This window comes from Collimonas pratensis (genome assembly GCF_001584185.1).
GTDB classification, from domain to species: Bacteria; Pseudomonadota; Gammaproteobacteria; order Burkholderiales; family Burkholderiaceae_D; genus Collimonas; species Collimonas pratensis.
Genome location: NZ_CP013234.1, coordinates 2,784,756 through 2,796,604, shown reverse-complemented (window position 1 = coordinate 2,796,604; position 11,849 = coordinate 2,784,756). Strand labels below are relative to the sequence as shown.

The 11,849-nt window shown below is 62.4% G+C and carries 11 protein-coding genes; 4 read left to right on the top strand and 7 right to left on the bottom strand.

Going from position 1 to position 11,849, the window contains the following annotated elements; all coding sequences use genetic code 11:
- Positions 1-1,020, bottom strand: coding sequence for a UDP-glucose 4-epimerase GalE (galE, locus tag CPter91_RS12695; protein ID WP_061940759.1), 1,020 nt, complete (start codon positions 1,018-1,020; stop codon positions 1-3).
- 272 nt (positions 1,021-1,292) lie between these two features.
- On the opposite strand from galE, the gene CPter91_RS12690 reads away from it, so the two are divergent.
- The 4 genes from CPter91_RS12690 to CPter91_RS12675 all read left to right on the top strand — a co-directional run bounded on the left by CPter91_RS12690 (position 1,293) and on the right by CPter91_RS12675 (position 6,054).
- A complete protein-coding gene (locus CPter91_RS12690; protein ID WP_061940756.1) occupies positions 1,293-2,213 on the top strand; it encodes an ABC transporter ATP-binding protein in 921 nt (306 codons plus the stop codon).
- Between the two features lie 2 nt (positions 2,214-2,215).
- A complete protein-coding gene (locus CPter91_RS12685; RefSeq protein ID WP_061940753.1) occupies positions 2,216-2,977 on the top strand; it encodes an ABC transporter permease in 762 nt (253 codons plus the stop codon).
- Between the two features lie 148 nt (positions 2,978-3,125).
- A complete protein-coding gene (locus CPter91_RS12680) occupies positions 3,126-5,228 on the top strand; it encodes a bifunctional 2',3'-cyclic-nucleotide 2'-phosphodiesterase/3'-nucleotidase (protein ID WP_061940750.1) in 2,103 nt (700 codons plus the stop codon).
- Between the two features lie 76 nt (positions 5,229-5,304).
- A complete protein-coding gene (locus CPter91_RS12675; protein ID WP_061940748.1) occupies positions 5,305-6,054 on the top strand; it encodes a tetratricopeptide repeat protein in 750 nt (249 codons plus the stop codon).
- 42 nt (positions 6,055-6,096) lie between these two features.
- Here the strand turns inward: CPter91_RS12675 and CPter91_RS12670 are convergent, their stop codons facing one another.
- The 6 genes from CPter91_RS12670 to CPter91_RS12645 are packed head-to-tail and all read right to left on the bottom strand — an operon-like array spanning position 6,097 to position 11,722.
- Positions 6,097-6,903 carry a phosphate/phosphite/phosphonate ABC transporter substrate-binding protein gene (locus tag CPter91_RS12670; protein WP_061940746.1) on the bottom strand — a complete coding sequence of 269 codons (807 nt, stop codon included), beginning with the start codon at positions 6,901-6,903 and terminating at the stop codon, positions 6,097-6,099.
- Entirely contained in the window at positions 6,900-7,685 is a 786-nt protein-coding gene (locus CPter91_RS12665) for an ABC transporter permease (RefSeq protein ID WP_269465564.1), read from the bottom strand. The genes CPter91_RS12670 and CPter91_RS12665 overlap by 4 nt, the downstream gene beginning before the upstream one ends.
- Positions 7,682-8,614 carry an ABC transporter ATP-binding protein gene (locus CPter91_RS12660; protein WP_061940744.1) on the bottom strand — a complete coding sequence of 311 codons (933 nt, stop codon included), beginning with the start codon at positions 8,612-8,614 and terminating at the stop codon, positions 7,682-7,684. Before CPter91_RS12660 ends, CPter91_RS12665 begins: the two co-directional genes overlap by 4 nt.
- Positions 8,611-9,834, bottom strand: coding sequence for an ABC transporter permease (locus tag CPter91_RS12655; RefSeq protein WP_099047195.1), 1,224 nt, complete (start codon positions 9,832-9,834; stop codon positions 8,611-8,613). The genes CPter91_RS12660 and CPter91_RS12655 overlap by 4 nt, the downstream gene beginning before the upstream one ends.
- Positions 9,831-10,748, bottom strand: a complete 918-nt coding sequence (osmF, locus tag CPter91_RS12650) for a glycine betaine ABC transporter substrate-binding protein OsmF (RefSeq protein WP_061940741.1) — start codon at positions 10,746-10,748, stop codon at positions 9,831-9,833. The genes CPter91_RS12655 and osmF overlap by 4 nt, the downstream gene beginning before the upstream one ends.
- 26 nt (positions 10,749-10,774) lie before the next feature.
- A complete protein-coding gene (locus tag CPter91_RS12645) occupies positions 10,775-11,722 on the bottom strand; it encodes a fatty acid desaturase (protein ID WP_082792810.1) in 948 nt (315 codons plus the stop codon).
- Positions 11,723-11,849 lie beyond the last annotated feature (127 nt).

The window sequence follows — 11,849 nt, the reverse complement described above, 5'->3', positions numbered from 1 at the left end:
TCAATCGGCAAAGCCGGCTGGATTCTGCGACTGCCAGCGCCAGGAATCGGTGCAGATCGATTCCAGGTTTTCCTTCGCGCGCCAGCCCAGCAGCTCGGCCGCCAGGCCGGGATCCGCATAGCACGATGCAATATCGTCCGGACGGCGCGGCGCCATGTCGTAAGGCACGCGCTGGCCGCTGGCTTTTTCGTAGGCGGCAATCACTTCCAGCACGCTATAGCCGCGGCCGCTGCCGATATTGGCGGTCAGGCTCTGCCGTTTGTCCTGCAGATAATCGAGCGCCGCCAGGTGTGCCTTGGCGAGGTCGACCACGTGGATATAATCGCGTACGCCGGTGCCGTCGGCGGTCGGGTAATCGCCGCCGAATACCGGCAGGCTGGCGCTGCGCCGGGCGGCGACCCGGGCGATATAGGGCATCAGGTTATCCGGATTGCCGCGCGAGTCTTCACCGATCAGGCCGCTTTTGTGCGCGCCTACCGGATTGAAATAGCGCAGGTACGCAATCTTCCAGCGCGGGTCCGACTGTTCCAGGTCACGCAGTATCTGCTCGCCGATCAGTTTGGTCTGGCCATAGGGATTCGAAGCCGACAGGGGAAAGTGCTCCAGGATCGGCAGCGTGGCCGGATCGCCATACACCGATGCCGAGGAACTGAACACCATGTTTTCGACGCCGGCATCGCGCATCGCGGTACACAGCGTCAGCAAGCTGTTCAGATTGTTGGCATAGTATTCGAGCGGCTTGACGACCGATTCCCCAATCGATTTCAACGCGGCGAAATGGATGGTGGCGCCGATCCGATAATCCTGGAACAAGCGTTCGGTACTGGCGCGATCGCACAGATCCGCCTGCACGAACAGCGGTGTCTTGCCGGTGATCTTCCTGATGCGATCAAGCACCAGCGGACTGCTGTTGGCCAGGTTGTCGACGCCGACCACCTGATGGCCGGCCTCCAGCAGCTCAACCCAGGTATGGGAGCCGATATAGCCGGTCGCCCCGGTGAGCAGGATAGCTGCGTTCATATTGTCTTTAAGGCAAAGTAAAAATGGATCCAGGCACAGAGAGTAAGTAGTTTTTCGCATGCGGGCAATCGTGGCCTGCCGAAATGTGCGAAATAATCGCCGCTGACATCCGGTGGCAATGTTAATTAATTAATTATTTGCCGCACCAACCGGCTTCCGCGGCAGAAAATCGCCTAAAGCAGCGTATCCCAGCTGATCTGGCACTGCCGCCAGCAGCAAATGCAAAGCCCCTTTAGAATGCATGACAATCCGGATTTTTAGAAGGAAGCCGAGTGCAATCCATTATTTCAGTCAACAACCTGACCAAGACCTACGCATCTGGGCACAGTGCGTTAAAAGGCATCAACCTGGAGATACGGCGCGGCGAGATCTTCGCGCTGCTGGGGCCAAACGGCGCCGGCAAGACCACCTTGATCAACATCATCTGCGGCATCGTCAACCCTAGCCAGGGCCATGTCTTGGCCGATGGCCACGACGTCGTACGCGACTACAAGGCGGCGCGCTCGCGCATCGGCCTGGTGCCGCAAGAACTTTCCACCGATGCTTTCGAAAGCGTGTGGGCCACGGTGTCGTTCAGCCGCGGCCTGTTCGGCAAGGCGCCGCATCCGGCGCATATCGAAAAGATCTTGCGCGACCTCTCGCTGTGGGACAAGAAGGACGCCAAGATCCGCACCTTGTCCGGCGGCATGAAGCGCCGCGTGATGATCGCCAAGGCCCTCTCGCACGAGCCGCAGATCCTGTTCCTGGACGAACCCACCGCCGGCGTCGACGTCGAACTGCGGCGCGACATGTGGCAGATGGTCCGCGGCCTGCGCGAAAACGGCGTCACCATCATCCTGACTACCCACTATATCGAAGAAGCCGAGGAAATGGCCGACCGCATCGGCGTTATCCGCAAGGGCGAGATCATCCTGGTGGAAGACAAGGCGGTGCTGATGGAAAAGCTCGGCAAGAAGCAGCTGAAGCTGCATCTGCAGCGGCCGCTGTCGAGCATTCCCGATAGTCTGGGCGGCAATCAGTTGGAACTCTCAGCCGACGGCAACGAGCTGATCTATACCTTTGACGCCCAAAGCGAGCAGACCGGCATCGCCGGCCTGCTGCGCCAGCTGAGCGAGCATGGCATCGATTTCAAGGACTTGCAGTCCAGCCAAAGCTCGCTGGAAGAAATTTTCGTCAACCTGGTGAAAGCATAAACATGAACCTGCACTCTATCCGCGCAATCTATATGTTCGAGATGGCGCGCACCGGGCGCACGCTGATGCAGAGCATCGCTTCGCCGGTGATTTCCACCGCCCTGTATTTCGTCGTGTTCGGCGCCGCCATCGGCTCGCACATGGTCAGCATCAACGGCGTCAGCTACGGCGCCTTCATCATTCCCGGCCTGATCATCATGTCGCTGATGACGCAAAGCACGGCGAATGCCTCGTTCGGCATCTATATGCCGAAATTTTCCGGCACTATCTATGAAGTCTTGTCCGCGCCCATCTCCAGCGTGGAAATCGTCGGCGGCTATGTCGGCGCCGCCGCCACCAAATCGGTCATCCTCGGCCTGCTGATCCTGGCCACGGCGCGGGTTTTCATTTCTTTCGAGATTGCCCATCCCTGGTGGATGATCGCCTTCCTGGTGCTGATCGCAGTCACCTTCAGCCTGTTCGGCTTCATCATCGGGATCTGGGCCGACGGCTTTGAAAAACTGCAGCTGATTCCGTTGATGATCGTTACGCCGCTATCCTTCCTGGGCGGTAGCTTCTATTCGATTAACATGCTGCCGCCGTTCTGGCAAAAGATCGCCTTGTTCAATCCGGTGGTGTACCTGATCAGCGGCTTCCGCTGGAGCTTCTATGGCGTTTCTGACGTCAACGTCCTGATCAGCGCCGGCATGGCGCTGGCCTTCCTGGCGCTGTGCATGGCGGCGCTCTGGTGGATATTCAAGACCGGCTACCGCCTCAAAGGCTAAAAATTGCCTGCCGGATTCACGATGGGGTCATATTTGGGATACATAATCCCGACAATGCGTTACCTGGCCGATACATAAAGCCAGGACCACGCGCCCCACATGACGAACGCGCCATCCAAGGCGCGTTCTATTTTCCGGAGACAGTTTAATGATCAAGAATATCGGCAGGCCGGCCCTGGCCGCCATCGCAGCAATCAGTGTGGCCGCCTGCGGCGGCAGTTCCAGCCCTCTTACTACGCCTACTGCACAGCAGACGCCGGAAGGCAGCGTGCTCAAGATGGCGATCCTGGAGACCACCGACATCCATTCCAATGTGCTGGGGTATAACTACTACGCGCTGACGCCTGACGCCACCCTCGGCCTGGACCGCACGTCGACGCTGATCCAGGGCGCCCGTGCTGAAAATCCGAACAATGTGCTGTTCGACGACGGCGACGTCATCCAGGGCACTTTGCTGGGCGATTACCAGGCCCAGGCCACGCCGGTCGGCTGCAGCGGCACGCTGGCGGTGCACAAGGCGATGAACGCCCTCAAGTACGACGGCGGCGGCATCGGCAACCACGAATTCAATTACGGCCTGGGATTCCTCAGCCAGATCACCAATGCCGACTTCGGCGTCACCGGCATCGCCAAACCGGCCGGCACTTGCGGTGCGCCGACTTTCCCGCTGGTGCTGTCCAACGTCAACAGCGTCGCCAGCCAGAAGCCGATTTTCAATCCCTACGCAGTGATTCCCAAGCAGTTCGCCGCTACCACGCCGGACGGCAAGAGCATCCAGGTGCCGCTGAAAGTCGGCATCCTGGGCTTCGTGCCGCCGCAGATCATGGACTGGGACCAGAAAAACCTGGCCGGCAAGGTGTATGTCAACGGCGTCCAGGAAAGCGCCAATCAATATGTGCCGCAATTGCGCAGCGCCGGCGCCGATGTGGTGGTCGCGCTGTCGCACGGCGGCCTGGATGCATCGCCCTACAGCCCGAAGATGGAAAACGGCAGCCTGTATCTCTCGACCACCGGCATCGATGCGCTGCTGGTCGGCCACTCGCACCTGATTTTCCCGGCCCCCAAGGAAGCTAAGGCGCCGGCGCTGGATCCTTCGCTGGCCGCCTTGCCGGCCAATATCGTCGACAGCAAGAACGGCTTCGTCAACAATGTGCCGACCGTGATGGCGCAGAGCTGGGGCCGGCGCCTCGGCATCATCCAGCTGACCCTGAAATATAGCGGCGGCAAATGGGTGATCCAGAAACCGCTGACCACGGTCGAGGCACGCGGCTTCAAATACACCGATGGCGTCACCAGCGTGGCGGCCGATCCTGCCATTGCGGCGCTGGTCGACAGCGAGCACAAGGCGACCATCGCCTATGCCCAGCAGCCGCTCGGTACCACCACCGACTTCGAAATGTCGTCTTACTTCTCGCTGGCAGGCGACGTCGGCGCGATCCAGATCGTCAACCAGGCGCAGATCGACTACGTCAAGAATTTCATCGCAAACTCTACCGATGCGACGCTCTCCAGCTACAAGAACATCCCGGTGATCTCTTGCAGCGCGCCGTTCAAGGCTGGCCGCAACGGGCCGTCGGATTTCACCGATGTCGCGCCGAACGCCTTCAAGGCGAGCCCTTTCTCGCTGCAGGTGCGCAATCCGGGCGATCTCTACCTGTATAGCAACAACAACCTCCAGGCCGTGAAGATCAAAGGTTCCGACCTTAAGAACTGGCTGGAAACCTCGGCCTCGCAGTTCGGCAAGATCGATCCCAACGCCACCGCCGAACAAGACCTGGTGCCGTCCTACTCGACCATCTACAACTACGACGTGTTCTACGCCGAAGGCAATGCGATGCAATACCAGATCGACGTCACCCAGCCGGTCGGCAGCCGCATCGTCAACCTGACTTACCAGGGCAAGCCCGTGGCCGCCAGCGATGACTTCATCGTCGCCACCAATGACTATCGCGCCGGTGGCGGCGGCAACTTCCCTGGCATCGACGGCAGCAAGACCATCATCAAGTCGCCCGACGCCAGCCAAGCCGTGGTCAGCAGCTACCTTCAAAAGCTGGGCAAGGTCACGCAGGCGAATAACGGCAGCGGCCAGAGCTGGAGCTTCGTCAAGGTGGCCACCAAGGGGCCGGTGATCCTGCGTTCGACCCCCGGTAAGCTGGCGGTGGCGCAAGCGCTCGGCCTGAACCGCGTAACGACCGAGGGTGCGCTGGATCCCAGCGGCTTCTCCAAGTACGCGATCGACTTGAGCAAATAAGTGCGGCCGGCGAGGTGCGGCCGGCATGTCCGATGTACCAAGCCCCGTTGCACGGGGCTTGTCTCGTTTGATAAACATGAAAATTTATTTCCATCTATCGACGGTATCGACGGTGCTGGTGTTTGGATTGCTGGTTGCCGCCTGTAGCGAGCGGCCACCGGCCATGCCGGGCAGCGCGCAGCTGGAAAGCCTGGGCGTGCTGGCCAGGCAAGGCGGACAGGCATCCGCGGTCGATCAATTGCAAGCCTGGGCAGAGCGCGGCTCGCCAATCGCGCAGCGCGAACTGGCCCTGGCCTACGAAGACAAGGCGGCGAGCGAGAAGGATGCGGCTTTCTGGCTGATCAAGGCGGCCCAGGGCGGAGATAAAGAAGCGGCTTTTGTCCTGGCCGGCGCTTATTACAACGGCAAGCTGGGCCTCGGCAAAGATCCTGTGCTGGCCGCGCAATGGTATGGAAAGGCGGCGGCGCAGGAAGACGAAAGAGCGGCCTTGATGCTGTCGCGCATGGCCAAGTATGGCGAAGGCATGCCGCAAGACCTGAAACAGTCCGTGGCTTGGCTGCAGCAAGCCAGCGCCCACGGCAGTGCGCAAGCCATGTTCCTGCTGTCCAACGCCTATGCCTCAGGCGACGGCGTCGCCCAGGACCTGGCGCTGGCGTACAGCTGGCTGGAAAAATCCGCGCAAGGAGATTTTCCGCCGGCGCTGCAGTCGCTGGCGCTGGCCATGGATGGCGGCAGTCCAGATGCTGAGAAAAATCCTGAGCGCTCCTATCATTTGCTCAAGGAAGCGACCGAAGAGCGGCGTATGCATTGGGACAAGGCGCAATAATTCGTCGCCTGCCGCGATAGCGTATCCGGCCATGAAAGCCGTTTACCAGTCGGCCAGGCCGTCTGTGGTGTTTTGTGCGGCCTTGACCGCGCAGATGAGATAGTCGCTTGCATCGAGGGCGGAAAAGCCGGTGATGCGCATGGCGTCCAGGCTGGCGTGCAGCGCTGGTGTCTGATTTTGCGCTTGACAGCACTCGCTCAGCGCCTGCCGCAGTTGCGCCAACACCGCCGCAGACGTGCCCAGCGCAGTAATCAGTGGCAGGCCGGGCATGGATGCGGTAAAGCCGATGGCGGCAAGCCTTTCGAAAACAGCTGGTTCCTGTTCCCGCAGCAGGAAAGCGCTGACGCAATCGAGGGCGGCGATGTCGGCCTCGCCATTGGCGACCATCTGTGCGGAACGGCGATGGGCGCCGCTGAGCAGCACCTTTGAAAAGAAGCGGCCGTCGCGCGCCAGTGGCGCCACCGCAGTGCGCAGCGCATGAAAGCCGGATTGCGAATGCCGTTCGTTGCAGACGGCGACGGCGTCGTGAAACTCAGGCAAGGACGTGCGCTGCTCGTCTTTCCGTACCAGCAAGACGCTGCTGTAAGCACTCAGCCTGCAGCCGGGCACGTCGAAATGAAAGGCCCCGACCACCTGCACCTTGCCGCGCAGCAGGGTTGAGACCGGATAGCCGCAGGCCTGGCTCAGCAGCAGGTCGCCGCGCTGCCAGTGCTCGAGTAAATCCTCAGGCTGCGCCAGTTTTTGGGGCAGGCCGTCGACGCCAGCCTGCTGCAGGCTGGCGCGCAAGGCGGCCCAGAACACCCGCAGGCTATCCTGCGGGAACGGGTACATCGGCAGGGCGCAGATCATGGCGATGCCTGCTCTTGTAAAGCCGCGGCGGAATGCGGCGTCCAGCGCCGCGCCAGCAACTCGAACATCTGGTCGGCGACGATCGCCAGCAGGCCGACCAGCAGCGCGCCCTGGATCACATAGGCGGTATTGAAGCCGCTGAGGCCGACGATGATCGGCAAGCCCAGGGTTTTGGCGCCGACCGTGGAGGCTACCGCGGCGGTGCCGATATTGATCACGATCGAGGTGCGCACGCCGGCCAGTATCACCGGCGCCGCCAGCGGCAGTTCGACCCGCCACAGGATCTGGCGGCGGCTCATGCCGATCCCGCGCGCCACTTCCAGCACCGGCTGCGGGACGGAAGACAGGCCGGTGAGCGCGCCTTGCGCCACCGGCAGGATGCCGTACATCACCAGCGCGATCAGGGCTGGCGTTTCGCCGAAACCGACCAGCGGCACGGCCACCGCCAGCACCGCCACCGGCGGAAACGACTGGCTGATGGCCAGCACCGTTTCCAGCAGCGAACGGAAGGCCTTGCCGGCCGGCCGCGTCACCAGCAAGCCGGCGCCGACGCCGCCCAGCACGGCGATGCCGCCAGAGATGGCGACTATGCGCAGGTGCGCCAGCACCAGTGCCAGGAACGAGTCCTGCAGGTAGATGGGGCGTTCCAGCTCTGGAAAAACGGCGCTGAACAGCGATCCTGCCCGCGGCATGCCAAAGATCAGAACGGCCAGCAACAGGCTGCTGACGGCCAGCCCGCGATAGCGAAGCCAAAAGCCGCGTACTTGACTTGGCGGCTTCACGTCCGCTCCGTCAGCAAATCGGCAAAATGCAGCACTCCGGCCGGCTGTCCGTGCTGATCCACGACCGGCAAGCTGTACACCTTGCGCGTAATGAAGGCGGAAAGTGCTTCCCGCAGGGTAGCGTCGCTGCGGACCGGCTCGCCGGGAACGAGCGGCTCCGCGCGTACCCGGGTGGCGATCTTGTCCAGCCCGAGCAGGCGTACGCCGACATCGCTCTGGCCGACGAAATCGCGCACCAGCTCGCTGGCGGGCGCCAGCAGGAAATCGCGCGGCAAGCCTTGCTGCACGATGCGGCCGTGGTCCATCAGGATGATCCGTTCGCCCAGCGCCAGCGCTTCATCGATATCGTGGGTGACCAGGACGATGGTCTTTCCGGAGCTGGCGTGGATGCTGGCAAGCTCCTGCTGCAAGCTGCTGCGGGTGACCGGGTCGAGCGCGCCGAACGGCTCATCCATCAGCAGCACCTCGGGATCGGCCGCCAGCGCGCGCGCCACGCCGACTCGTTGCTGCTGGCCGCCAGACAACTGGTGCGGATAGCGGCGCCGGAAAGTCTCGGGCGCCAGGTGCAGCAGCGTCAACAGTTCGTCGACGCGCTGCTGGATGCGTGCCTTGGGCCATTTCAGCAGGGTCGGCACCGCCGCGATGTTCTGTTTCACGGTCCAGTGCGGGAACAGGCCGACCGACTGGATCGCGTAACCGATACGGCGCCGCAGCTGTTCCGGCGAGTAGCCGGTAATATCGTTGCCGAGCAGCCGGATATTGCCGCTGTCCGGCTCCAGCAGGCGATTGAACAGCTTCAGCAGGGTCGATTTGCCGGAACCGGAGCTGCCGATCAGCACCGCCAGCTCGCCGGCCTTGATGCTCAGCGAGACATCGCTGAGCGCCGGACGGCCATCGAACGACTTGCTGATATTCTCGATTTCAATCATTGATTTTCCTGAACTTTCCTGGTGAGCAATGCAATCGCCACCTTGAAGGCGGCGTCGACGCAGATCGCCAGCACGACCACCGGAATCACGCCCAGCAGCACCAGGTCCAGCGCGCTGCTGGCCATGCCCTGGAACATCAGCGTGCCGAAGCCGCCGGCGCCGATCAGCGCCGCCACTTCCACCAGTCCCACGGCCTGGACGGTGGTGACGCGCACGCCGTTGAGGAATACCGGCAGCGCCAACGGCAGTTCGACCCGGAAAAAGATCTGCGCGGCAGACATGCCGATGCCGCGCGCTGCCTCGCGCACGGCGGCCGGCACCTGCTCCAGTCCGGCCACGGCGCTGCGGGTCATCGGCAGCAGCGAATAGAGTATCAGCGCCAGCAAGGCCGGCGCCATGCCGATGCCGCTGATGCCGCTGCGCGGCAGCAGCAGGCCAAGCAGCGTCAAAGGGCCGATCAGCAAGCCGAACATGGCGATCGAGGGAATCGTCTGTATCACGTTCAGCAGCGGAAACAACAGTTTGCCCAAGCGCTGGCTGCGGAATGCCAGGGCGCCGCAACTGGTGCCGATGATCACTGCAGGCAATACCGAAAACAGCACCAGTTGCAAGTGCCGCAGCAGCGCCTGGTCGAAGCTGTCTAGATGGTTGTGATATTCCTTCAGCAGCGACAGGCTGTCCGGCTGACCGCTCAGCAGCAGTCCGAGCGTCGGCAACGCGGCCAGCACCACTACCGCAACCTGGGCCGGCACCGACAGCAGCAATCCGCGCAGGGCCTCGGCCAGCTGCAGCCAGGTGACCAGCGCCAGCAGCCAGAAGGCGCCGCCGAACGAGACCCGGGCCAGCGAGCCTTCGGCGCCGCTGCGCACAGCGGCTTCCTGTCCGGCCAGCGCCAGCAAACCGCAACTCAACAGCGCGGCTGCCACGATCAGCAACAGCCGGCTGGCAAGGCCCGCGCGCAGCCACGGTGCGGTCAGCAGCGGCAAGGCTGGAACCGCCAGCAGCCAGTAAGGGCCGGCATGGCCGAACAGTTCGTGCAGGAAGATGCCGTGGCCGCTGAGCAACCGGTTCGGGGCAAACGTGAGCAGCGGCAAGCTGGCCGCTGCCAGTACGGCCACCGCCACCAGCAGCAGGTGTACCGGATTTTGCAGTTTAATAGCAGCCAACTGCGCCAGTGTGCCGGACCGCTGCGGCAAGTTCACCAGGCGCTCTGCCGTCATTTAATAAAGCCCTTGCTGCGCAGATAGTCGGCGGCGACCTTGTGCGCATCGCGGCCTTCGATGGCGATACCAGCGTTGAGTTTTTGCAGGGTCACGCTATCCAGCGAGTTGAACACCGGTTGCAGCAAAGCGGCAATCCTGGGTTCCCTGGCCAGGGCGTCGCTGCGGATCACCGGCGCCGGCGCATAGACCGGCTGCACCGACTTGACGTCATCCAGCGTCACCAGGCCCAGGGCGGCCACCGCGCCGTCGGTGCCGTACACCATGGCGGCGTTGACGCCGGAAGTCTGCTCCGCCGCGGCCTTGATGGTGGCGGCGGTGTCACCGCCGGCCAAGGTCAGCAGCTGGTCCTGTTTCAGCTTGAAGCCGTAGGCGCCTTCAAAGGCCGGCAAGGCGTCCGGTCGTTCGATGAATTCAGCCGAGGCAGCCAGCTTGATCTTGCCGCCCTGGCTGATCCAGTGGCCGAGGTCGGCCATGGTCTTGAGCTTGTTGGCTTGGGCGATTTCCTGGCGGATCGCGATCAGCCATGTGTTGTTGGCCGGCGACGGCGTCAGCCACACCACGTGGTTCTTGTCGGCATCCAGCTTTTTCACCAGCTGATAGCCGGCGCCGGCATTCTTCCAGGCCGGGTTGCTGCCGTCGGCAAAGAAGAAGGCGCCGTTGCCGGTGTATTCCGGATAGATGTCGATGCCGCCGGCCAGCAGCGCGCCGCGCACCACCTTGGTAGTGCCGAGCTGCAGGCGGTTGACGGTCTTGATGCCGTTGGCTTCCAGCACCAGCTGGATCACATTGCCGAGCAAGGCGCCTTCGGTATCGATCTTGGAGCCGACACGGATCGGCTCGGCCGCCAGCGCGCAGGAAGTGGACAGGGTAAAGACGAGCAGGGCGGTCAGCCGGCGGAAAGAAAGATTCATGTAGGCGTCAAGGTTATCGTATCGGCTCAGGCAAAAGGATGAACATCGGTAATCACGGGAGTGCTGCGATAGCGCCACAGCAGGCGGAGATAACCGCGTTCCACGAACCCGTCCGAACATGCCAGGTAGGTTTCGCGCTTGGCCAGATAAGCCAGCCGCAGGTGGAACCATGGCAGTCCGGGATGCAGGTGATGTACCAAATGATAATTCAAATTCAAGAATAACAGGCGCCAAGGCCAGCCGGCTTCGTTAATCACCGAGCGCCCGTGCTCCGATTCTACCGCCCGGTGTTCGAATAGCGAGCGCACCATGGTCAGGCTCAGCGCGGGATAGGCGATCACCACAATGTAGAACAGGGGAGATATTCCAGCGCGCTGCAACAGCGCCAGCATGGCAGCCAGCAGCACAGCATGGCCGCCCCAAACCAGCAGGGTTTTGCGGTCGCGCGCCAGCCATGCCGTGCGGACCGTGTGCGACCAGGCCAGCGCCGGACCGATCAGCAGGCGGCCGCAGGAGGTGTTGCGGAAGCGCCGCAAGCGCGCACCGTCGGCGCCGGTTTCCGCCTGGGAGACGTAATAGGTTTCCGGATCGATGCCGGGCAGGGTCAGGGTGTCGCTATTGTGATGCGCCAGATGGCTGTCGCGATAGACCGCATAGGGATACCAGACGGCCAGCGGCAGCTGGCCGAACAGGGCGTTGAGACGGGCATTGCGCGTCGGGTGGCCGTGTATCAGCTCATGCTGCAGCGACATGTACCAGGCGCTCAGCACGATCAGCAAAGGCGTTCCCAGCCACGGCCCCAGCGCCTGCCAATGCAGCACGCAAGCCAGCCAGCCGCCGTAGATGGCGGCGATCAAGCTCCAGGTCGGCAACTCCAGGCGCGACCACCAGCTTGCCCTGGCGGTCTGCAAACGCTGTTCTTCGCTGCGCGGGTCGAAAGACGGGATTGAGGGCGTGTGAAATGAAGATGGCATGGGCGGCTCTCAATTGATTTTCCGCCAATATATAGCGCCCCTGCGTGACAAATGAACGAATCATTTTGAACATCCATATGCAAATCCTGGAGGACAGCTGGCAGCCACATAGCGGGAACGCCGAGTT

Coding starts and splice junctions, on each gene's coding strand:
- galE (WP_061940759.1), bottom strand. CDS start 1,020: ATGAACGCAGCTATCCTGCTCACCGGGGCGACCGGCTATATCGGCTCC.
- CPter91_RS12685 (WP_061940753.1), top strand. CDS start 2,216: ATGAACCTGCACTCTATCCGCGCAATCTATATGTTCGAGATGGCGCGC.
- CPter91_RS12680 (WP_061940750.1), top strand. CDS start 3,126: ATGATCAAGAATATCGGCAGGCCGGCCCTGGCCGCCATCGCAGCAATC.
- CPter91_RS12675 (WP_061940748.1), top strand. CDS start 5,305: ATGAAAATTTATTTCCATCTATCGACGGTATCGACGGTGCTGGTGTTT.
- CPter91_RS12670 (WP_061940746.1), bottom strand. CDS start 6,903: ATGATCTGCGCCCTGCCGATGTACCCGTTCCCGCAGGATAGCCTGCGG.
- CPter91_RS12660 (WP_061940744.1), bottom strand. CDS start 8,614: ATGATTGAAATCGAGAATATCAGCAAGTCGTTCGATGGCCGTCCGGCG.
- CPter91_RS12655 (WP_099047195.1), bottom strand. CDS start 9,834: ATGACGGCAGAGCGCCTGGTGAACTTGCCGCAGCGGTCCGGCACACTG.
- osmF (WP_061940741.1), bottom strand. CDS start 10,748: ATGAATCTTTCTTTCCGCCGGCTGACCGCCCTGCTCGTCTTTACCCTG.
- CPter91_RS12645 (WP_082792810.1), bottom strand. CDS start 11,722: ATGCCATCTTCATTTCACACGCCCTCAATCCCGTCTTTCGACCCGCGC.